The organism is Pandoraea sp. E26, from assembly GCF_000681415.1.
Classification (GTDB): Bacteria; Pseudomonadota; Gammaproteobacteria; order Burkholderiales; family Burkholderiaceae; genus Pandoraea; species Pandoraea pnomenusa.
The window spans coordinates 1-20128 of record NZ_AYXJ01000007.1 but is presented as its reverse complement, the minus strand read 5'-3'; the positions used below and the strand labels follow the sequence as shown (position 1 = coordinate 20128).

The window sequence follows — 20128 nt, the reverse complement described above, 5'->3', positions numbered from 1 at the left end:
CGCGGGTGCGCCCGCCCGACCCGGCGGCCACCGAGCTGCCCGCGCCTCAGGAAGGCCACGACTCCACGCCCGATACCGTGGACGGTGTCGCACGGGCGCGCCTGTATGGCGAGCCGCTGTTCGCGCTACCGAACGATCTCTACATTCCACCGGATGCCCTTGAAGTCTTTCTCGAAGCCTTCGAAGGTCCGCTCGACCTGTTGCTGTATCTGATCCGCAAGCAGAACTTCAACGTGCTCGACATTCCGATGGCGCAGGTCACCAAGCAGTATCTGCTCTACGTCGATCAGATTCGCCGCACCAACCTCGAGTTGGCCTCGGAATATCTGCTCATGGCGGCGATGCTCATCGAGATCAAGTCGCGCATGTTGCTGCCGGTCAAGAAGGCCGACACGGGCGAGGAAGCCGAGGACCCGCGCGCCGAACTCGTGCGCCGTCTGCTCGAATACGAACAGATGAAGCTTGCCGCGCAGAAACTCGATACGCTGCCGGTGCTCGGGCGCGACTTTCTGCGCTCGCAGGTTTATATCGAACAAAGCCTTCAGCCGCGCTTCCCCGACGTCGATGCCGAGGATCTGCGCGCGGCCTGGGCCGAGGTGCTGCGCCGGGCCAAGCTCGTGCAGCATCACAAGATCTCGCGCGAGGAGCTCTCGGTGCGCGAGCACATGAGTCAGATCCTGCGGCGGTTGCAGGGGGCGCGCTTCATGGAGTTCACCGAACTCTTCGACGTCACGCGCGGCGTGCCCGTCGTCGTGGTCAACTTCATCGCCATGCTCGAACTCTCGCGCGAATCGCTGCTCGAGATCACGCAGGCCGAGCCGTTCGCGCCGATCTATGTGCGCCTGACCTATTCTCCCAACGCGTAAGTTCGCTTGCGCCACGCACGGAACCCCAATGAAAGTCATTCCCTCGATTCAGGAACTGCGCGACCAGATGCGCGGGCAGAATCGCGTCGCCTTCGTGCCCACCATGGGCAATCTGCATGAAGGGCACCTGTCGCTGATGCGCCTCGCGCGCCAGCATGGCGATCCGGTCGTGGCCAGCATTTTCGTGAACCGCCTGCAGTTCGGGCCGAACGAGGATTTCGACAAGTATCCGCGCACGATGGCCGACGATGTCGAGAAGCTCACGCGCGAGAACGTCTACGTGCTGTTCGCGCCGGACGAGAAGGAGATGTACCCGGAGCCGCAGGAATACCGTGTCGAGCCGCCGCACGATCTTGGCGACATTCTCGAAGGCGAATTCCGCCCCGGCTTCTTCAAGGGCGTATGCACGGTCGTGACCAAGCTCTTTTCCTGCGTGCAGCCGCGCGTGGCCGTGTTCGGCAAGAAGGATTACCAGCAACTGATGATCGTGCGCAGCATGTGCCGTCAGTTCGCGCTGCCCATCGAGATCATCGCCGCCGAGACCGTGCGCGCCGACGACGGCCTGGCGCTGTCCTCGCGCAACCGTTATCTCTCCGACGCCGAGCGCGCCGAAGCCCCGGAACTCTACCGACTGCTCAACCAGATTCGCGACGACGTGAACGGCGGCAACACGCACTATGCGGCCCTCGAGGCCGCCGCCATGCAAACGCTCGTCGCACGCGGCTGGAAGCCGGACTACGTGTCGATCCGTCAGCGCGCGAACCTGCGGGCGCCGGCCCCGGGCGCGGCACCGGCCGAAAGCCTGGTCGTGCTCGCGGCCGCCAAGCTCGGCTCGACGCGCCTGATCGACAATCTCGAGATCTGAGCGCCGGGGCACGCGGCACACGGCCTTGCGGCCGGTGTCGCGCGCCCCGGCGCAAGTCGCGCGCGTGACGCCGGAGGCGATCGCGTGCGCATCACATTCGTCGCGCCAGGTGCGCGACACCGCAACACAAGAGGCAAGCCATGTACCGCACCATGCTCAAGTCGAAGATCCACCGCGCCACCGTGACGCATTGCGAATTGCATTACGAGGGCTCGTGCGCGATCGACGAAAACTTGCTCGAAGCCTCGGGCCTCGTCGAAAATGAGCAGATCGACATCTTCAACGTCAATAACGGCGAGCGTTTCACCACCTACGCCATTCGCGGCGAGCGTGGGAGCGGCATGATCTCGCTGAATGGCGCGGCCGCGCGTCGCGCGCAGCTGGGCGACATCGTGATCATCGTGTCGTACGCACAGGTCGAAGAGAAGGAAGTGCTAGCCGGCTTCAAGCCGAAACTGGTGTTCGTCGACGAGAAGAACGTGCAGAAGGGCGAGCGCGATCACGTGCCGCTGCAAGCGTGGGAAGACACCCGCGCATTCGAGGCCGCCGCGCAGACCGCCGCCAAGTAAGCCTGGCGACGCGCGCCAAATGCCAAAGGGGCCCTCGGGCCCCTTTTTCGTTGATGCCGGCATGCGGGTTATCGGTCGACGAACGCCGTGATGCCGTCCCACTGCGGCAGATCGCGTTCCACGCGCCCCGGCGCCACGTCCCACAGCGTGAGCCCGTGTGCGGCGAGTTGCACGTAGTTCTGCGTGTTGCGCAACATGCCGAGCACCGGCAACCCGGCCTCCTCGCAATAGCGCGCCAGTTGGTCGGCCGCGCGCGTGCGGGCGTCGACGCGCATGCCCACCACGCCGATGCGCACGCCACCCTCGCGTACGCGCTTCTCCTGCGCGAGCTTCTGCAGAAAGTCACGCGTGGCCAGAATGTCGAAGATCGACGGCTGCAACGGCACCAGCACGTGATCGGCCAGCTTGAGGATTGCGTCGAGGCGCTTGCCGTGCAGACCCGCCGGCGTATCGAGCACCGCGTGCGTCGTGCCCTTGGGCGGACGGGCAACTTCGTTGTGATCGACCTCCCACGTGGCGATGGGGCGCACCACGCTCGGACGCAACCCCAGCCAGGCCCGGGAAGATTGCTGCCGGTCGGTGTCGCCGAGCATCACGGCATGGCCCTGCGCCGCCAGATACCCGGCCAGATTCGTTGCGAGCGTGCTCTTGCCCACGCCCCCCTTTGGATTCGCCACCACGATCACCGGCATCACACGCTCCCCGAGGTCGATTTTCCGCACATCTTACATCGGCTCGAAGGCGACTCGATGGCGGCTCGGTGGCAGTTCGGCGGCGCCCCGTGACAGCTCGAACCAGCGGCCGGGGACGCGCTCAGCGCAGGCAGCGCCACACGCGGGCCAGATCCAGATGCGTCGCCAGCGAATCGGCCAGCCGCTCGAGCGACGCCTCTCGCAGCGCGTTGTAATCCAGCGTCGCCGCGTCCCGGGCGCCCGCCCACGTCAGCAGCGCGGCGAGCGCCTGCGGGGTGTCGAACAGGCCGTACACGTACGTGCCCATGACCTGGTCGTCGGCCGAGCGCGCGCCGTCGGCAACCACCGAGGCGTCCGTGCCGTCGCCCCCTTCCCTCGTGAGCCAGAGGGCGGGCCGCTCGAGCGCCGCCCCATGGGTGACGCCCATGTGGATCTCATAGCCGCTCACCGGGGCATGACCTGCGCTCAGCCGCCCGCTCACCACGCGCAATTGCTTGCTCGCCGCCATCGTCGTCTCGATCTCCAGCCAGCCGAGACCGGCCGTGGAGCCCGCCTCGCCCTCGACACCGAGCGGGTCGTGAATCCACGTACCCAGCATTTGCAGTCCGCCGCAAATGCCGAGCACCTTGCCGCCGTAGCGCAGATGACGCGCGATCGCCGGCGCCCAGCCCTGGGCACGCAACCAGGCGAGATCCGCGCGCACGTGCTTGCTGCCCGGCAGGACCACGAGATCGCTCGCCGGCCACGGCTCTCCGGCGCCGACATAGCGAAAGTCGACCTGCGGGTGCGCCCGCAAGGCGTCGAAATCCGTGTGATTGCTGATTCGGGGCAACGCCGGCACCGCCACGCGCAGACGCGTCTCGCCGCTCGCGGCCGCGTGACGCTCGCCCGGCAGCATGTCCTCCCCGTCCAGATGCAGCCCCTGAAGATACGGCAGCACGCCGAGCACCGGGATGCCCGTGCGGGCCGCCACCCATTCCAGACCGCTGGCGAGCAATGACGGATCGCCGCGAAACCGATTGATGACGAATCCCTGGATACGTGCGCGCTCGCTGTCCGACAGACAGGCCAGCGTGCCGACCAGTTGGGCGAACACGCCGCCGCGGTCAATGTCGGCCACGAGCAGCACTGGCGCGTCGACGGCTTCGGCGAACCCCATGTTGGCGATGTCCCGGGCGCGCAGATTCACTTCGGCCGGACTTCCCGCGCCTTCGACGAGCACGGCGTCGTAGCCGTGGCGCAGGCGCTCGTAGGCGGCGAGCACGGCCGCCATCGCCCGTGGCTTGTACTCGTGATAGGCGCGGGCATCGAGATCGGCCACGACCTTGCCGCCGATGATCACCTGCGCACCGCGATCGCTGCTCGGCTTGAGCAGCACGGGATTGAAGTCGGTGTGCGGCGCCACGCCGGCAGCCTGCGCCTGAAGCGCCTGGGCGCGTCCGATCTCGCCGCCGTCGGCCGTCACCGCGCTGTTGAGCGCCATGTTCTGCGGCTTGAACGGCGCGACCCGCACGCCCTCGCGATGCAGCAGGCGGCACAGCCCGGCCACCAGGGTGCTCTTGCCCGCGTCCGACGACGTGCCCTGAATCATCAGGGTGCCGCGGCGACCGACGGCAGGCGCGCGGAAATTGACAGGGATTTCACTCATGGCGCGAATTATCGCATCGGGCGCTCGTACAATATCGCCCATGAGTGCCCTCGACCTGACTTTCGTGCTGGGCGGTGCGCGCTCCGGCAAGAGCGCGTACGCCGAGCGCCTGGCCGGACAAAGCGGCCTGCCGGTCATCTATCTCGCGACCGCCGCCGACAGCGACGAGCCCGAGATGCGCGCGCGTATCGCCCATCACCGCGCCAGCCGCCCCTCGCATTGGCCCACACGCGAAGTCGGCCGCGATCTGGCGGGCGCCCTGCGCGACGTGGCCCGAGACGGACAATGCGTACTCGTCGATTGCCTGCCGTTGTGGCTTGCCGGCTGGCTCTGCCCGCCCGACGATCATCCCGACGGTCCGGCCAGCGATGCGCAATGGCGCGAGACACTCGATTCGCTCGCGCACACGCTCGCGTCACTGCCGGGCAAGATCGTCGTCGTGAGCAACGAAATCGGACTCGGCGTGATCCCGATGGGATCGCTCACGCGGCGCTATGTCGACGAACTCGGACGTCTGAACCAACGCGTGGCCGCGCTGGCCCCGCAAGTGCGTTTTATCGTCGCCGGCCTGCCCATGGCCGTCAAAGGATGATCGACGATGCTCACCGGCCTCGCTCCCGAATCGCTTTGGCTCGCCGCACTGATCGGCGTGTTGCTCGATGCCTGGCTTGGCGAGCCGCGCCGGTGGCATCCGCTCGTGGGCTTTGGCCGTGTTGCTAACGGCGTGCAGGCATGGCTCAACGACCCCGCCACCCGTGACAAACCCCTGAGCGCCATGACGCGCGGCCTGTGGGCCTGGTCGCTCATGCTCGTGCTGCCCGTGCTGATCGCCTGGGCGCTCACGTTCCTGCCCGGCTGGGGCGGCGTGCTGTGGCAAGCGCTGGCGCTGTACGCCGCGCTGGGTGCGCGCAGCCTGCGCGAGCACGTGATGCCCATCGCCCGCGCGCTGCGCGACGGCGACCTCGCGCAGGCGCGCGCCCTCACGGCGCGCATCGTCTCGCGCGACACCGAAGACGCCAGCGCGTCCGACCTCGCTCGCGCCGCTGTTGAATCGACGCTCGAGAACGGCAACGACGCCATCTTCGGTGCGCTTTTCTGGTTCGCGATCGCAGGCGCCCCCGGCGTAGTGCTGTTCCGGCTGGCGAACACGCTGGACGCCATGTGGGGCTATCGCACCGACCAGTTCGTCTACTTCGGACGCCCGGCCGCGCGCATCGACGATGTGCTGAACTGGATTCCCGCCCGTCTGACGGCTGCAAGCTACGCAATCTTCGGCGACATGTCGCGCGCCATCGCCTGTTGGCGCACGCAGGCCGGCGCCTGGTCGAGCCCGAACGCCGGACCGGTAATGGCCGCCGGCGCCGGGAGCCTGGGCGTGCAACTCGGCGGCCCGGCCCGCTATCACGGCGAATGGGAAACGCGTCCGGCGCTGGGCTGCGGCATGGCGCCTTCCGCGCAACATATCAAGGCCGCCTGGCGCCTCATCTCGCGCTCGATGTGGATGTGGCTGCTCGTGAGCGGCGCACTCGCCCTCTTCGCCGCATCGCAGGCCGACACCATGCCCGTGAGCCTGGTGTGAGCGCGCGGCGACTCCATTTGCATTCATGGCAGCCAACGAATTCGACACACGCCTTGCCTCACACGCCCCCCGCCATGGCGGGAATCTTGGCGAAGCCGTAGCCCGGTATCGACGCCCTCGTGAAGACTGGCTCGATCTGTCGACCGGCATCAACCCGGTCGGCTATCCCGTCCCGATGCCACCGGCCAGCGTCTGGCGCGACCTGCCGGATGCCTTCGACGATCTGCTCGACGTCGCGGCGCGCTATTACGCGGTGCCCGCCGGCAACGTCGTGCCCTGTGCCGGATCGCAAGCGGCGATCCGGGCGCTGCCCGCCCTGCTGCGTCCGGGCCGGGTGGCGGTCGCCACCCTGACCTACAGCGAGTACGCGCCTGCCTTTGCAATGGCCGGCCATACCTGCGTGCCGTGGCTCGGCCCGGAAGCCGGATTGCCCGACGTCGACTATCTGGTTTGGGTAAATCCCGATAATCCGACCACTCGCCGCGTGGCACCCGAGACCCTCTCACGATGGCAAGGTGCGTTGGCGCGTCGCGGCGGCCTGCTCATCGTGGACGAGGCCTTCGCCGATGTGTCACCGGCCATGTCGATGGCGCCGCATGTGGGGCGCGACGGCCTGGTGGTGCTGCGTTCGGTGGGAAAGTTCTTCGGGCTGGCGGGTGTTCGCGCCGGGTTTGCGCTATGTCCCGAATCTCTGGCGAAGCCGCTTGGCGAGCGGCTGGGCGCGTGGACGGTCAGCGGACCGGCAAGGTTCGCTGTGCGAACCGCCCTGCGCGATACGGCGTGGCAGACAGCGGCGCGAGAGCGGTTGCTGCGCGACGGCGAGCGGTTGCTGAGCCTGTTGCGGGCGCAGGGATGGCCGGCGCTCGGCACGCCGTTGTTCGCCTGGAGCGCACATGCGCTGGCGCCCCGGTGGCATGCGGAACTGGCCGGCCAAGGCGTCTGGACTCGCCTGTTCGACCCCCGCACCGTCACGCTGGGCGACGGCGGCACGCGGACCTTGCCGAGCCTGCGCCTTGGCCTTCCCGACAGCGAGCCCGCGTGGCAGCGATTGGGCACGGCGCTTGCCTCGATCCCGCGCCCCTGATCCGTTCCCGCGAACGTTTGGGGAACTGCCTTGGGACACAGCCATCCAATTTTCTCGTTATGCTTTGCGTCGGGCGCCACGCCGCGCAACCGTCGATCAAGCGGCGTGCCGGAGGGAATTGCGGCCCGTTTCGTTACAAATTGAAGCATTTCTGCAACAAATGCACACAGTCATCGCCCATGGGCGCCGTTAGACTGAAGGTTCTTTCGCAAGGGCTTTCCCAAGATAAAAGGACGACCAAATGAAAAAACTGCCTCTGTTGCTTGCTACGCTCCTGACCGCGGCCGTCGTGACGGCAGGTTGCTCGAAGAAGGAAGACCAATCGGCCGCACCGGCCGCCGACACGTCGGCAACGGCACCGGCCACCGCCGCACCGGCCAGCGATGCAGGCGGCGCCATGAGCGCACCTGCGTCCGACGCAGGCGCGGCCGCACCGGCACCGGCGTCGAACTAACGCCGTGCAAGGCTCGGTGCGTCACTGTTACGGCCGCCGAGCCGTAATGCAGTGCGCCGAGCCGTCCGGTTTCGACGCTTGGCTCCAGTAACGCGCTGACATCCTTCGAAACCGGTTTGACGACCGCGCCCCCTGTCCTCTTCGGAGACAGGGGGCGCGGTCGTTTGCGTTTGCACTCACGCCTGTGCCTGCATCAGCGGCGCCTCATTTGACCACCGTCACCCCGCCGTCGATCACACCGTAGGCCTTCACCTTGCTCGATCCGGCGGATGCATTGGCGCCATCCGGGCCGCCAGGCGCGGCGCACGCGCCGAGCATCGTCGCCAATACGAGCGTCAACGCGCTCTTCCAGCCCATCCTTCCGAAATTTCGTTTCACGAATTGCACTCCTTATTGCATTGTCCATCGTCGTCGACGAGGTCGATTTCCTGTTCCTGTCGGGGCCATCGCGCTCAAATCCGGTAACGCGTCATTCGCGCACGCGGCCCCGCCCAATACGTCACGCGGAGTTCGACAGCATTGGCGCGGCATCGGTTCGCCGGGAGATCGCCGCGCGTGTGCGCGCCGCCCTTGCCGGAACGCCCGAACGCATTGAAAATGGCGGACCGGTCGGCGCGGCGACCTTGCGCCGGCGGACTCCCTGCCCTCTGCGGCGGCCACCCCGTTGTCCGCCCCTGCTCCGATGTCACTCGATCATTCTGCCCCGCTCGCCTCTCACGCGCCTCGGCGCGCAACGTTGGCACCCCTGAAGCGGGCCGCCGTGGCGGCCACCGGTCTTGCCCTCCTTGTCGCGTCTTCCATCGCGCACGCCGCCGTAACGGTCAAGGACGACTCGGGCGCCACGGTCACACTGCCCGCGCCGGCCCGGCGCGTGGTGAGTCTCTCGCCGCACGCAACCGAATTGCTCTTTGCGGCCGGGGCCGGTGACAAGGTCGTGGGCGTCGTGAAGTATTCCGATTTTCCGGAGGCCGCCCGCCGCCTGCCGCGCGTAGGCGACAACAGCGCGCTCGATCTCGAGCGCATCCTCGCGCTCAAGCCCGATCTGATCGTGGTGTGGATGCACGGCAACTCGCAACGCCAGGTCGAAGCCCTGCGCCAACTCAAGCTGCCGGTGTTCTATTCCGAACCCAAGCATCTGACCGATCTGCCCGCGGCCATCGAAACGCTGGGCACGTTGATGGGAACGCCCGCGAAAGCGCAGGCGTCGGCGGAGGCGTTCCGCACGCGCTACGAAGCACTGCGCAAGCAGTACGCGTCCCGCGCGCCGGTGTCGGTGTTCTATCAGGTGTGGACGCAACCGCTCATGACGCTCAATGGCACGCACATGGTGAGCGACGTCATCCGGCTGTGCGGTGGCGTGAACATCTTCGCCGACGAGGCGCCGCTCGTACCTCGCGTGTCGGTCGAGGCCGTGCTCGCGAAGCAGCCCGAGGCCATGTTCACCGCCACGCCGGGCGCCACCGCGTCGGACAAGCCCCTCGCCACGCTCGACAGCTGGCGCAAATGGCCTCAGTTGCCCGCCGTCGCCCACGACAATCTGTTCGGCATCGACGGCGACCTCATCAATCGCCCGGGCCCACGCATTCTCGATGGCGCGCGCGCGATGTGCGAAGACCTCGACATTGCCCGCGAACGCCGCGCCCCGTCGGCGAAGTAGCCCACGGCGAGGGGCGTGGGCGACACGGATACGCCGGGTTACCCGTTCCAGCGCACCAGTCGCACCTGGCCGTCGTCGGCCAGTCGAAGATGGCACAGGCCGCCGAAGTCGAGCGTCCATGACAGACATGCGGTCATCGGCAAACCCAGCGCCGTGGCCGTATGCAGCCGGATCGGTCCGGCATGCGCCACGACCACGTGGACATCGCCGGGCGCGCACGCCGCGTCGCCAAGCGTGCGCATCCAGGCATCCATGCGCAAGACGACGTCGCGTGCCGACTCGCCGCCGGGCGGCCTGAATCCGGCAACGTCGCGCGCCCATGCGTCGAGATCGTGTCGCGCGATGTCATCCCAGGGCTGCATCTCCCAGGCGCCGAAATCCATTTCGGCCAGACGCGCGTCTTCGCGCACCGGCAGTCCGAACGTCAGCGCAAGCGCATCGGCGGCGCGGCGCGCACGTTGCAGCGGACTGCTGTGCAAGGCCACGGGTGCGCGAACGCCGAGCAGCGACGCGAGCCGCGAGCGCATCGAGGCGAGTGTGGTGTCGAAGCGCGTGCGATCGAGCGCAAGATCGGTGCGGCCGTAGCACAACGCCGGCGAGACATCCGGCGGCGGATGCCGCATCAGGATCAGATCCATGCGCACACCGTCAGGTACAACGCCAGCTCGCCGAGCTGTTGCGCGAAACCGAGCGTGTCGCCGGTGTAGCCACCGAGGCGGCGACGCAAATAGCGGACAAGGCCGGCACGCACCACCACCAGTACCGCAGCGCCGCTCACACCGGCACGCCAATCCGGCCAGATCCACCACGGTGCACTGCACAGCACGCCGAACGTCAATGCGCCCAAACTCAGGCGCTGCGCGATCGGCTTGGCCTTGCCCTGCGCACGCACATAGTCGAGCGAACGCAGCAAGCTGATCGCCATGCTGCGACTTGCGGCATGCGCACCGATCGATACGACGGCGAAGCCGCCCCATCCGGTGGCGGCCTGAATGTCGACGAGCGCCTGCCACTTGATCGCCAGCGCGAGCCAGAGCGCCACCGCACCATAGGTGCCGATGCGCGAGTCGTGCATGATATCCAGCGCTCGCTCGCGCGTGAAAGCGCCGCCGAAGGCGTCGACGGCATCCGCGAGGCCGTCTTCATGAAACGCGCCGGTGAGCAGAACGCTCACGGCAAGTCCCAGCGCGATCGCCAGATGCGGCGACCACAGTGCGCCCATCGCCACCGTAAGCCCCGCGACGAGCGCGCCGACAAACACCCCCACGAGCGGGAAATAGCGCGTCGCGGCGTTCAGTTGCTCGGGCGAATAGCCGACCCACCGTGGAATCGGCAACCGGGTGAAGAAACCCAATGCGGTGAGAAACAGCCGGCACTGTCCCTTGAGTCCGCCGAACGACACTTCGCCGCTACCAGGCACGTCCACGTGCGGCGAAGCCGCCGCAGCCGTCAGGGCCGGCGGCGGGGCGCCGTCGTCGCTGCACCGACCGTGCTCGTGGTCGTGCTCGTGGTCGTGCCGCGGATCGGACGGCAAAGGCGTCATGACGCGCCGGCCTCCCGGTCGCTGACGCCCGCGCCCTCGAACGTGGCCATCTCGCGCAGGAATGCGGCGGCGGCCTGGATGACCGGCATGGCCAGCGCCGCGCCCGTCCCCTCGCCCAGGCGCAGGCCCAGTTGCAACAGGGGCTGCGCGCCGAGCGCGTCGAGCACGGCACGGTGGCCGGTCTCGTCCGAGGCGTGTGCGAAGACGCAATAATCGAGTACGGCCGGCGACACGCGTGCGGCGACCAGCAACGCCGACGTGCTGATGAAGCCGTCGACCACGATCACCAGCCCGAGCTTGGCCGCGGCGAGATAGGCGCCGGTCATCATGGCGATCTCGAAACCGCCGAACGTGGCGAGCGTGTCGAGCGGGTCCGGGGTCGGGTCGGACGAAGGATGCGCCGCGAGCGCGCGCTCGAGCACGGAAGTCTTACGCACGAGCCCCGCGTCGTCCACGCCCGTGCCGCGCCCAACGCACGCCGCGAGTGGAAGACCGGTCAGCCGCTGCATCAGGCATGCCGCCGACGACGTATTGCCGATCCCCATCTCGCCGAAGCCGATCATCCGCGTGCCGCGCGACGCGTGCGCGACAACACGGGCCGCCCCCGCGGCAAGCGCAGTCTCCAGTTGCTCGCGCGTCATGGCCGGCGCGTCGAGGAAGTTCCGCGTGCCACGCGCCACCGGAATGTCGACGAGCGACGCGTGTGCCGGAAAATCGGCGGCCACGCCGGCGTTCACCACTTCCAGTTCGATGCCCTGCGCCCGACAGAACACGTTGATGGCGGCCCCGCCGCGCAGGAAGTTGAGCACCATCTGCGCGGTCACCGCCTGCGGATACGGACTGACGCCCGCCGCGACGATGCCGTGGTCGCCCGCGAACACGAGCATGGCCGGGCGGGCGAGCGCGGGAGTGTCGCTCTGCTGAATGCGACCGACCTGCAGCGCCACCCGCTCCAGGGCACCGAGACTGCCGGGCGGTTTGGTCTTGATGTCGATGGCGTGCCGCAGGCGAGCGTCCATGGCCGCGGAAGGCGCGGCAATGTCGAACAGTTCGGAGAGCAACGGGCTGAAAGCAGTCATACGGAGAAACTTCCTGAAACGTTAGGACTACGATTACATTTCGACGCCGGGCTGCGCGCGAATCCCTTCGGAAAACGCATGCTTGACCGGCGTCATGTCGGTCACCGTGTGCGCGGCGTCGATGAGCGCCTGCGGTGCGCCGCGTCCAGTGATCACGACGTGCTGCATTTCGGGACGCGCGTTCAGATCGGCGATCACGGCGTCCACGTCGAGATAGCCGAGCTTGAGCGCGATGTTCAGCTCGTCGAACAGCACCAGCCCGAACGCGGGGTCGCGCAACATGCGTCGCGCCTGCGCCCAGGCGGCCTGCGCCTTGGCGATGTCGCGTTCGCGATCCTGCGTGTCCCACGTGTAGCCCTCGCCCATCACGTGGAACTCGCAGGCCTCGGGAAAGCGGCGAAGGAATTTTTCTTCACCCGTGGGGATCGCGCCCTTGATGAACTGCACGACGCCCGTCTTCATGCCGTGCCCCATGGCGCGCACCACCATGCCGAAGCCCGAGCTCGACTTGCCCTTGCCGTTGCCGGTGGTGACGACAATCACGCCGCAGTCGCGCTGCGCCTTGGCAATCTTGTCGTCGATCACCGCCTTCTTTCGCACCATGCGATCTCGGTGGCGGGTATTGCGTCCGTCTTCGTCGGCCGGGCCGGTCGAATCCGGTTCGGAAGACATCGGTTCTTGCGTCATGGACGGCACCTTTCAAAAAGTGGGCACGCGGCGCGGATCGCGCGCGTGCGGGGATGGAGGTATGCCTCGGGCGAGAGCGGTCGCCACGCGCATCGAGGGACGGATCAAAATGCGGACCTGGACGTTCATGATCGGCGAACGGGAATCAGCGCCTCGTCGTCGCCGTCGCGAATGAGGCGCAGCGGGTACCCGAACGCATCGCTGCAATGCTCGGCGCTGAGCACTTCGCGCACGGCGCCGGCCCGCCATCCGCCACGGCCGTCGAGCAGCAGTGCATGCGTGGCGAAGCGGCGCGCGAGGTTCAGATCGTGACACGAGAAGACGACCGCGGCGTCGTCTCGCGCGGCGTGATGGGCCAGACACGTCAGCGCATCGATCTGGTGATGCAGATCGAGATGCGAGACGGGTTCGTCGAGCAGCAGCAGCGGCGTGGCCTGCGCCAACACCGCCGCGAGCGACACGCGCTGCCGTTCTCCGCCGGAGAGCGTGGTCACGTCACGCGCGGCGAAACCCGCCATGCCGACCTGGGCGAGCGCCGCCATGGCCGCTTCGACGTCGGCATCCGACTCCCATGCCCCCCAGCGACCCTGTACGAGGTGCGGATGACGCCCCGCGAGCACCACCTCCAATGCGCTCGCACCGAAGGCGTCCCGGGTGAGCTGCGGCATGAGCGCCCGGACCTTTGCCAGCGCCGCCGGACGCCATTGCGCCAGCGGCCTGCCGCCGATCTCCACGCGGCCGCCCGCGTGGATCGACGCGTTGCGCTGCGCCCTGTCGTCGAGTTCGCGCAGCCCAGCGAGCGTGCCGAGCAACGTCGTCTTGCCCGCGCCGTTGGGGCCGGCCAGACACCAGCACTCGCCGGGAGCGACCACGAGATCGAGCCAGTCGACGAGCACGCGTTGACCGGCGCGCAACGTCACGGCGTGGGTTTGCAGCAGCGGGGCACTCATCGGATCACCCGGCGCGAGAGCAACCAGAGGAATACCGGAACGCCGATCATCGCGGTGATGACACCCACGGGCAACTGCGTCGGCGCGAGTACCGTGCGGGCGATGAGGTCCGCCAGCATGAGGAGCGCGCCGCCCGCGAGCGCCGCGGCCGGGAGCAGCATGCGCTGGTCGTTGCCGAAGCGCTGACGCAGGATATGCGGCACGACCAGGCCAACGAAGCCGATACTGCCGCCCGTGGTCACGGAAACCGCCGTGGCCAGCGACGCCGCCAGGTACACGCGCGCGCGCAGCGGGCCGACCGCCACACCGACGGCCTGCGCAACGTCCTCGCCGCGCAGCAGCACGTTCAGGCGATGAGCGACCGGGCACACGATGAGCAGCGTCGCGCCGAGCGTGACGAGCGGCAAAGCAGCACGATCGACACCGTTCAGATCGCCCGTGAGCCAGAACAGCATGCCGCGCAGGCTGGCATCCGGCGCGAGCGTGAGGATAAGCGTGGCGAGTGCCCCGAACCCGGCGGCCATCATCACGCCGGTGAGCAGCAACCGGGTGCTGGTGTCCTGATCGCCGGGACGAAGAAAACTGCGATGGGAAAGCGCCATCACGAGGACGATGGCGGCGAGCGCACCGAGGAAGGCGCTCGTCTGCACCCAGAAGAACGGCAGCATGAGCGCGAGTGCGCCCAGCGCGGCAACGCCCGCGCCGCCGGAGATGCCCAGCACGTAAGGATCGGCCAGCGGATTGCGCAACAGGGTTTGCATCAGCGTGCCCGCCACCGCGAGCAGGCCGCCGCACGCGAAGGCCGCCAGCGCGCGCGGCAGGCGCAGGCGCCACACCACGTCGCCCGCGAGGCCGGCGTCGTGGCCGAGCGCGAGCGTGCCGATCGCGCGCAGCGAGACCGGCACGCTCCCCAGCATGAGCGACGCCACCAGGATGGTCAGCGCAAGCGCTGCCAGTCCCGTCCAGATGGCGAGTGCGCGGCGCGGCGTCATACCGTACCGCGCCGCGCCACGCCCGTCAGGGCGTCGTCAGAACTGCTTCCAGCCGAGCGAGACGTAGATTGCTCGCCCGAGGGTGTTGTAGCCATAAACCGTCTGGTAGTTCTTGTTGAAGACGTTGTCCAGATGCGCCGAGACGTACCAGGATTTGTCGATATCGTAGCGTGCCTGCAAGTTCACGAGCGTGTAGGCGCCGAGATGCTGACCGCCCGTATCGTAACGCTCGCCGCTGTAGAACACATCGCCACCGACCGAATACTTGCCGAGGAACTTCTGCGTCACACCGACCGAGGCGAATTGCTTCGCGCGGCGCGCGAGCACCTTGTTGGCATCGAGATCCGTCGGGTTCTGCCGGGTGAACGAGGCCCGTACGTCCGTGCCCGTCCACTGGATCTTGCCCTGATAGGTCAGCTCCAGGCCCTCGACACGGGCGTTCGCCACGTTCGCCGCCGTGTAGGGCGATACGGTGAGCGACTGGATCAGGTTCGTGTAGTTGGTGCGAAACAGGGCCAGCTTGGCCAGACCGAAACGCTCGTCGTAGAACTGCACGGCGAGTTCCTTCGAGATGGAGCGCTCGGGTTGCAGGTTCGGATTGCCGAAGCCGGGGTAGAACAGTTCGTTGAAAGTCGGTGCGCGGAAACCGTCCGATGCGTTGGCCATCAGCTTCCACTGCGGCGTGAGGCGATAGCCGTAGCCGACCCAGTAACTGTTCGCGCCGCCGAAATCGGAGTAGATGTCGCGACGCACGGTGGCCTGCACCTCGTGCTTGCGCGCGAAGACGCCTTCGTAGCCCACGTAGAAGGAGTCGAGGTGGCGGTTGTTGCGGTTGTAGACCGTGCTGCCGTCGACCGTCTGCTCCTGGCGCGTGTAGCCGCCGATCAGCTTCTGGTCCGGCATGAAGACATATTCGTTGGCCCAGTCGATCTGGTTGGTCGACGTGTGGAAGTTGCCGTTGCCTTTGCCGTTCAGGTAGTTGTAGCTGTAGTCGTCGCCCTGCGTGACGCTCAGGCGCGTGTTCCACTTGTCGGTGACGTTGCCCTTCGCGTAGGCGGAGAGCTGGCGCACGCGTGCATCGGTGTCGTTCAGGTCGGTGGGCTTGCCGAAGGCGTTGTCGTAGCTGCTGCTGCCGTCGCTCTGGAACAGGCGCGCGCCGACCTCCCACGTGTCGCCGAGCTTGCGCGAGAGCGACGCACTCACGCTCGTGTTGTCGTCGCCGTTGCGGTTCGGGTTGGCTTTCGGGAGGAAACGCGGGTCCTGCGCGGAGATGCCGTTGGTGTGAAAGCGCGAGACGTCCAGCGAGAAGCGCGTCTTGCCATCTTCGAACGACCCCGCGATGCCGGCGTTGGCCTGCGTGGTGTTGTTCGTGCCGTAGCCGACTTCGGCGTGCGCCTTGGGCGGGCCGCCGTCACCCTGGCGCGTGAAGATCTGGATCACGCCGCCCACCGCTTGCGACCCGTACAGCGCCGAGACATTGCCGCGCACGATCTCGATATGATCGATTTGCGACACGGGAATCTGGGCGATGTTGGTCGTGCCGGTCGTGGCCGAATTCACCGGCACGCCGTCGATGAGCACCAGCGAGGCGTTCGAGGCCGCGCCACGCATGAAGAGGCTTGCCGACGTGCCGAAGCCACCGTTCTGGACGATTTCCACGCCCGCCTGACCGCGCAGCAACGAAGGCAGGTCCTGCGCCTGGCTGGCCTCGATCTGGGCGCGCGTGATGACCGAGGTGGAGGCCAGTGTATCCGCGAGCTTCTGCTCGCTGCGCGACGCGGTCACGACGGTGGTGTTGAGTGTGGCGTCGGACGAGGCGGACGAGGCGGACGAGGCGGACGATTGCGCCTGCGCCGCCGCGCCGGTCGCCAGCAGGGCGGCGGCAAGGGCGAAACGACTCGGGGCGTGAAACCGCGAGGGCTTGCGCAGGGTTGATCGCGGGGTCAGTCGGGAAAGCATGGAGAGGACGGCGGGTGCCGGCGCGAGACGCGCCAGTGCAGGCGCGTGCGGCGCCATCGCGCGAACGTGGGTGCGCATGATCGGGTGTGACTTCCGTAGTTTTCTTATTGCCTAGACCCGTTCCCCCGCGGGCCGCCGGCGCAAGGGGAGCGCCGGTGACACGTCACGGATGCCGGGCATCGATACATGAAAACGACGAAGGCCGCCACGGCAAGGCCGGACGGCGCGCTTTTCCCCACTCACTGCGGCCGGTATCCGGGCTGGTCATCATGGCGCCTGACCGGCCTTCCCGCGAGCGGGTAGCTCACAGTGGCGATATAGGCGAGGCGCGTTTTCGGAAACCTTTCGGGCCGAAAGAATGACTTACCGTTGCGGGGGCAGCACAGGTTGGCCAGCCCGTGTGGGGACGCGGCTCCCTGTTTCCCGTTTAACTGCGCATGCCGGGGGGGCGTGCGCGAGCACCGAAGTGCCGCAAGTGTAGGGGCCATTCGAACGAGCGTCAATGCTCGATCGTCGGGCATTGGCCGCCGATTCCGTTAGAATGTAGGGCAATCAAGAGGACGCAGCCCGATGCTCACCGATCTCGACAATCTCACCGACAAAATTGAACAGTTGGTTGTGATCAGCCAACGTTTCCATCAACACAACCAGGCACTGCTCGCCGAACTCGATCGCGCGCGCGTCGAATGCGAGGACACGCGCACGGCCCTCGAGCAATTGCGCGCCGAGCGTGACGCCCTGCGGTTGCAGCGCGATCAGCTCGCCGCGAAGATCGACGAGGCACAGGTTCGCCTGAATGCCATCCTGGAAAAGCTCCCGACGCAAAACCCCGCTGAGGGTCAGATGGATCTGCTCGGCACCCCCGGTGGAGAAAACGCATGACGATCAAGCAGCTCGAAGTCAATATCCTGGAACAGTCCTACCGGCTCGCCTGCCCGCCGGAACACGAAGCCGATCTGCTGGCCTCGGTGTCGCGCGTGGATGCCGAAATGAGCAAGGTTCGTGCGCAAAGCAGCGTGCGCGGCACGGACCGCATTGCCGTCATGGCAGCGTTGAGCCTGGCATCCGAATTGCTTGCGCTGGAGAAAAGTATTGCTGCCGGACAAGCATTCCCCGCCGAAGAAATTCAGAGTAGAATGCAACGCATGAACGAACGACTGAGTGCAGTGATCGATCAGTATCAAAGCTGAAAGTCACCCACCACCGTTCGATTCGAAAGGTTAGTTTTCCCTGCCTGGTTCGCGAAAGTCATAGATTCCTTGAACCAATGATCTGTTGCAGGTTGCGGAAGTTTGTAGTGCTGGCGTGAGCGTCACTCTGTCTGATGAACCCAAAGCGCTACTAACCGCGACCACCTTGAACCTCACGGTTCAGGATGCCGGCTTAGCGGCTGAGGCGGGGACCCAATACACGGCACTGCGTACGCAGTGCCGTTTTTTTTTTCGACGTCGCAACGGCCATCCTCGTGGCGTCGGGGGCATACGGGCCGGCAAGGCGCCGGCCCTGCCATCCATCAGAACTGCGCTTCGTCGAGCGACAGTGCCGAATCCGCCCCTTGCGTGATCGACTGCGCCAGACCCGGTGCCTGCGTAAGCACGTGGTCCGCGAAGAACCGCGCGGTCCCGATCTTCGCGTCGTAGAACGACGGGTCCTGATCGCGCAGCTTCTGCGCGGCGAGCAGCGCACGGCCCATCTGCCAGCCGCCCAACACGATCCCTGCGAGCTTCAGATACGGCACGCTGCCGGCGAATACCGCATTGGGGTTGTCCTGCGTGTTGGCAAGCACGTAGTCCACCACCATCGACAGCGCTTCGCGCCCCTTGGCCAGGCGTTCGGCCACCGCCTCTCCCACACCGCCCGCCGCACGCAACGCGTTCTCGGTCGCCATGATCTGCTCGCACAACGCATTCGCCACCGCGCCACGATCGCGCAAGGTCTTGCGACCAATGAGATCGTTTGCCTGAATCGCCGTCGTGCCTTCGTAGATCGGCAGAATGCGCGCGTCGCGATAATACTGTGCCGCACCGGTCTCTTCGATGAAGCCCATGCCGCCATGCACCTGCACACCGAGGCTCGTGACCTCCAGCGACATCTCGGTGCTCCAGCCCTTCACGATCGGCACGAGGAATTCGTAGACCGCCTGCGCGCGTTGGCGCACTTGCGCGTCGGCCGCGTGATGCCCGATATCGGCCTGCGCCGCCGCCACGTAGGCCAGCGCGCGTGCGCCTTCGGTGAGCGCGCGCATCGTCATCAGCATGCGCTTGACATCGGGGTGCTGAATGATCGCTACCGCCTCGCGCGACGAGCCGTCCACCGGGCGGCTTTGCAGACGATCACGGGCGTAGGCCACGGCATGTTGATATGCACGCTCGGCAACCGCCACGCCCTGCATGCCGACGGCGAAGCGCGCGGCGTTCATCATGATGAACATGTATTCGAGGCCGCGATTCTCTTCGCCAACGAGGTAGCCGGTCGCGCCACCATTGTCGCCGAACTGCAGGACGGCGGTCGGACTCGCCTTGATACCGAGCTTGTGTTCGATGGACACGCAGTACACGTCGTTACGCGCACCGAGCTTGCCCTCCGCGTCGACATGGAACTTCGGCACGATGAACAGCGAAATGCCCTTCACGCCCGGCGGCGCATCCGGCGTGCGCGCCAGCACGAGGTGGACGATGTTCTCGGCCATGTCATGCTCGCCGAACGTGATGAAGATCTTCGTGCCGAAGAGGCGATAGCTGCCGTCGGCTTCGCGTTCGGCGCGCGTGCGCACCAGCGCGAGATCGGACCCGGCCTGCGGCTCCGTGAGGTTCATCGTACCGGTCCACTCGCCCGAGAGCAGCTTCGGGACGTAGCGCGCGCGCTGCGCATCGCTGCCGGCGGTGAGCAGCGCCTCGACGGCGCCGTCGGTCAGGAGCGGGCACAGCGCGAACGACAGGTTCGCGGCGTTGAGCATCTCGGTGCATGGCGTGGCCACGAGCTTGGGCAAGCCCTGGCCGCCAAACGCCTGCGGGTGCGCCACGCCTTGCCATCCCGCTTCGGAGAACTGACGGAAGGCGTCCTTGAAGCCGGGCGTGGTCGTGACCACGCCGTCCTTCCACGTGCTCGGCTGCTGGTCGCCGATGACGTTCAGTGGCGCGAGCACTTCCTGATTGAAGCGCGCCGCCTCTTCGAGCACGGCTTGCGCGAGTTCGGGCGAAGCGTCTTCATAACCGGGCAGCTGCGAGATGCTCGTCAGGTCCGCCAGTTCGTTCATGACGAACTGCATGTCCTTGATCGGGGCCTGATAACTCATGTCGTTCCTCCAAGGGATTCCGATTGCCTGCGGATGGTGGCGAATGCCGGGATTCTTGTTGTTCTGTTTGACCGATTCGCATGAAGACGCTCCGGCGTGACCGCCACGCCTCCTCATGCGGATCGGTTGCGGGGCCGGCTCCGGCTCGATTGCTCATGCCGAGGCCAGCCCCGCAACGTCACGACTTCACTGTCCTCACCGGCTTACAG

Annotated in this window: 21 protein-coding genes, 1 other RNA gene and 1 riboswitch; of the genes, 11 read left to right on the top strand and 11 right to left on the bottom strand. The window is 66.9% G+C overall.

The window, feature by feature from the left end:
* Positions 1-5: 5 nt before the first annotated feature.
* The 3 genes from W930_RS0104120 to panD all read left to right on the top strand — a co-directional run bounded on the left by W930_RS0104120 (position 6) and on the right by panD (position 2300).
* Positions 6-866 carry a ScpA family protein gene (locus W930_RS0104120; RefSeq protein ID WP_028730802.1) on the top strand — a complete coding sequence of 287 codons (861 nt, stop codon included), beginning with the start codon at positions 6-8 and terminating at the stop codon, positions 864-866.
* Positions 867-894: 28 nt separating this feature from the next.
* On the top strand, positions 895-1731 hold the full coding sequence (panC, locus tag W930_RS0104115; protein WP_023597117.1) for a pantoate--beta-alanine ligase: 837 nt from the start codon (positions 895-897) through the stop codon (positions 1729-1731).
* A 140-nt stretch (positions 1732-1871) separates the two neighbouring features.
* Entirely contained in the window at positions 1872-2300 is a 429-nt protein-coding gene (gene panD / locus W930_RS0104110; protein WP_023597118.1) for an aspartate 1-decarboxylase, read from the top strand.
* A 68-nt stretch (positions 2301-2368) separates the two neighbouring features.
* Here the strand turns inward: panD and W930_RS0104105 are convergent, their stop codons facing one another.
* Both W930_RS0104105 and W930_RS0104100 read right to left on the bottom strand, forming a co-directional pair.
* The gene (locus W930_RS0104105) at positions 2369-2992 is read right to left on the bottom strand and encodes a ParA family protein (RefSeq protein WP_024788573.1); all 624 of its coding nucleotides are present in this window, start codon (positions 2990-2992) and stop codon (positions 2369-2371) included.
* 121 nt (positions 2993-3113) lie between these two features.
* The gene (locus W930_RS0104100) at positions 3114-4640 is read right to left on the bottom strand and encodes a cobyric acid synthase (protein WP_023873475.1); all 1527 of its coding nucleotides are present in this window, start codon (positions 4638-4640) and stop codon (positions 3114-3116) included.
* Between the two features lie 40 nt (positions 4641-4680).
* Between W930_RS0104100 and cobU the strand changes: the two genes are divergently transcribed.
* The 4 genes from cobU to W930_RS0104080 all read left to right on the top strand — a co-directional run bounded on the left by cobU (position 4681) and on the right by W930_RS0104080 (position 7757).
* Positions 4681-5232, top strand: a complete 552-nt coding sequence (gene cobU / locus W930_RS0104095) for a bifunctional adenosylcobinamide kinase/adenosylcobinamide-phosphate guanylyltransferase (protein WP_023873474.1) — start codon at positions 4681-4683, stop codon at positions 5230-5232.
* Between the two features lie 6 nt (positions 5233-5238).
* On the top strand, positions 5239-6219 hold the full coding sequence (gene cbiB / locus W930_RS0104090) for an adenosylcobinamide-phosphate synthase CbiB (RefSeq protein ID WP_023873473.1): 981 nt from the start codon (positions 5239-5241) through the stop codon (positions 6217-6219).
* A 25-nt stretch (positions 6220-6244) separates the two neighbouring features.
* Positions 6245-7303, top strand: coding sequence for a threonine-phosphate decarboxylase CobD (gene cobD / locus W930_RS0104085; RefSeq protein ID WP_023873471.1), 1059 nt, complete (start codon positions 6245-6247; stop codon positions 7301-7303).
* A gap of 241 nt (positions 7304-7544) precedes the next feature.
* On the top strand, positions 7545-7757 hold the full coding sequence (locus W930_RS0104080) for a hypothetical protein (protein ID WP_023597123.1): 213 nt from the start codon (positions 7545-7547) through the stop codon (positions 7755-7757).
* Between the two features lie 204 nt (positions 7758-7961).
* On the opposite strand, the gene W930_RS30380 is transcribed toward W930_RS0104080, so the two are convergent.
* Positions 7962-8135: a hypothetical protein gene (locus tag W930_RS30380; RefSeq protein ID WP_155252880.1), complete on the bottom strand. Its 174-nt coding sequence runs from the start codon at positions 8133-8135 to the stop codon at positions 7962-7964.
* A gap of 367 nt (positions 8136-8502) precedes the next feature.
* Between W930_RS30380 and W930_RS0104070 the strand changes: the two genes are divergently transcribed.
* The gene (locus W930_RS0104070; RefSeq protein ID WP_023873470.1) at positions 8503-9414 is read left to right on the top strand and encodes a cobalamin-binding protein; all 912 of its coding nucleotides are present in this window, start codon (positions 8503-8505) and stop codon (positions 9412-9414) included.
* Between the two features lie 38 nt (positions 9415-9452).
* Here W930_RS0104070 and W930_RS0104065 read toward each other — a convergent pair whose 3' ends face one another.
* From W930_RS0104065 to W930_RS0104035, 7 genes are all read right to left on the bottom strand, one after another.
* Positions 9453-10052, bottom strand: a complete 600-nt coding sequence (locus W930_RS0104065) for a histidine phosphatase family protein (RefSeq protein WP_023873469.1) — start codon at positions 10050-10052, stop codon at positions 9453-9455.
* On the bottom strand, positions 10043-10957 hold the full coding sequence (locus W930_RS0104060) for an adenosylcobinamide-GDP ribazoletransferase (RefSeq protein WP_023873468.1): 915 nt from the start codon (positions 10955-10957) through the stop codon (positions 10043-10045). The genes W930_RS0104065 and W930_RS0104060 overlap by 10 nt, the downstream gene beginning before the upstream one ends.
* On the bottom strand, positions 10954-12036 hold the full coding sequence (cobT, locus tag W930_RS0104055; RefSeq protein ID WP_023873467.1) for a nicotinate-nucleotide--dimethylbenzimidazole phosphoribosyltransferase: 1083 nt from the start codon (positions 12034-12036) through the stop codon (positions 10954-10956). The genes W930_RS0104060 and cobT overlap by 4 nt, the downstream gene beginning before the upstream one ends.
* Before the next feature lie 33 nt (positions 12037-12069).
* Positions 12070-12723 carry a cob(I)yrinic acid a,c-diamide adenosyltransferase gene (cobO, locus tag W930_RS0104050; protein WP_024788730.1) on the bottom strand — a complete coding sequence of 218 codons (654 nt, stop codon included), beginning with the start codon at positions 12721-12723 and terminating at the stop codon, positions 12070-12072.
* Between the two features lie 125 nt (positions 12724-12848).
* The gene (locus tag W930_RS0104045) at positions 12849-13673 is read right to left on the bottom strand and encodes an ABC transporter ATP-binding protein (protein WP_023597130.1); all 825 of its coding nucleotides are present in this window, start codon (positions 13671-13673) and stop codon (positions 12849-12851) included.
* Complete coding sequence (locus tag W930_RS0104040) at positions 13670-14665, bottom strand: iron ABC transporter permease (RefSeq protein WP_023597131.1); 996 nt, start codon at positions 14663-14665, stop codon at positions 13670-13672. The genes W930_RS0104045 and W930_RS0104040 overlap by 4 nt, the downstream gene beginning before the upstream one ends.
* A gap of 36 nt (positions 14666-14701) precedes the next feature.
* Positions 14702-16702, bottom strand: coding sequence for a TonB-dependent siderophore receptor (locus W930_RS0104035; RefSeq protein ID WP_023873464.1), 2001 nt, complete (start codon positions 16700-16702; stop codon positions 14702-14704).
* 150 nt (positions 16703-16852) lie between these two features.
* Positions 16853-17105: riboswitch (cobalamin riboswitch) on the bottom strand.
* Positions 17106-17194: 89 nt separating this feature from the next.
* Here W930_RS0104035 and W930_RS0104030 point away from each other — a divergent pair.
* From W930_RS0104030 to ssrS, 3 genes are all read left to right on the top strand, one after another.
* On the top strand, positions 17195-17506 hold the full coding sequence (locus W930_RS0104030) for a hypothetical protein (protein ID WP_023597132.1): 312 nt from the start codon (positions 17195-17197) through the stop codon (positions 17504-17506).
* Positions 17503-17814, top strand: a complete 312-nt coding sequence (locus W930_RS0104025; protein WP_023597133.1) for a cell division protein ZapA — start codon at positions 17503-17505, stop codon at positions 17812-17814. The genes W930_RS0104030 and W930_RS0104025 overlap by 4 nt, the downstream gene beginning before the upstream one ends.
* Positions 17815-17848: 34 nt before the next feature.
* Positions 17849-18030, top strand: a non-coding RNA gene (ssrS, locus tag W930_RS29460) — 6S RNA.
* Positions 18031-18137: 107 nt separating this feature from the next.
* Here ssrS and W930_RS0104020 read toward each other — a convergent pair.
* A complete protein-coding gene (locus W930_RS0104020) occupies positions 18138-19919 on the bottom strand; it encodes an acyl-CoA dehydrogenase (protein ID WP_023873463.1) in 1782 nt (593 codons plus the stop codon).
* Positions 19920-20128 lie beyond the last annotated feature (209 nt).

Coding starts and splice junctions, on each gene's coding strand:
- panC (WP_023597117.1), top strand. CDS start 895: ATGAAAGTCATTCCCTCGATTCAGGAACTGCGCGACCAGATGCGCGGG.
- W930_RS0104060 (WP_023873468.1), bottom strand. CDS start 10,957: ATGACGCCTTTGCCGTCCGATCCGCGGCACGACCACGAGCACGACCAC.
- W930_RS0104065 (WP_023873469.1), bottom strand. CDS start 10,052: ATGGATCTGATCCTGATGCGGCATCCGCCGCCGGATGTCTCGCCGGCG.
- W930_RS0104040 (WP_023597131.1), bottom strand. CDS start 14,665: ATGACGCCGCGCCGCGCACTCGCCATCTGGACGGGACTGGCAGCGCTT.
- W930_RS0104030 (WP_023597132.1), top strand. CDS start 17,195: ATGCTCACCGATCTCGACAATCTCACCGACAAAATTGAACAGTTGGTT.
- cobO (WP_024788730.1), bottom strand. CDS start 12,723: ATGACGCAAGAACCGATGTCTTCCGAACCGGATTCGACCGGCCCGGCC.
- W930_RS0104020 (WP_023873463.1), bottom strand. CDS start 19,919: ATGAGTTATCAGGCCCCGATCAAGGACATGCAGTTCGTCATGAACGAA.
- cobD (WP_023873471.1), top strand. CDS start 6,245: ATGGCAGCCAACGAATTCGACACACGCCTTGCCTCACACGCCCCCCGC.
- cbiB (WP_023873473.1), top strand. CDS start 5,239: ATGCTCACCGGCCTCGCTCCCGAATCGCTTTGGCTCGCCGCACTGATC.
- W930_RS0104045 (WP_023597130.1), bottom strand. CDS start 13,673: ATGAGTGCCCCGCTGCTGCAAACCCACGCCGTGACGTTGCGCGCCGGT.
- cobU (WP_023873474.1), top strand. CDS start 4,681: ATGAGTGCCCTCGACCTGACTTTCGTGCTGGGCGGTGCGCGCTCCGGC.
- W930_RS0104035 (WP_023873464.1), bottom strand. CDS start 16,702: ATGCGCACCCACGTTCGCGCGATGGCGCCGCACGCGCCTGCACTGGCG.
- W930_RS0104080 (WP_023597123.1), top strand. CDS start 7,545: ATGAAAAAACTGCCTCTGTTGCTTGCTACGCTCCTGACCGCGGCCGTC.
- W930_RS0104100 (WP_023873475.1), bottom strand. CDS start 4,640: ATGAGTGAAATCCCTGTCAATTTCCGCGCGCCTGCCGTCGGTCGCCGC.
- panD (WP_023597118.1), top strand. CDS start 1,872: ATGTACCGCACCATGCTCAAGTCGAAGATCCACCGCGCCACCGTGACG.
- W930_RS0104025 (WP_023597133.1), top strand. CDS start 17,503: ATGACGATCAAGCAGCTCGAAGTCAATATCCTGGAACAGTCCTACCGG.
- W930_RS0104105 (WP_024788573.1), bottom strand. CDS start 2,992: ATGCCGGTGATCGTGGTGGCGAATCCAAAGGGGGGCGTGGGCAAGAGC.
- cobT (WP_023873467.1), bottom strand. CDS start 12,036: ATGACTGCTTTCAGCCCGTTGCTCTCCGAACTGTTCGACATTGCCGCG.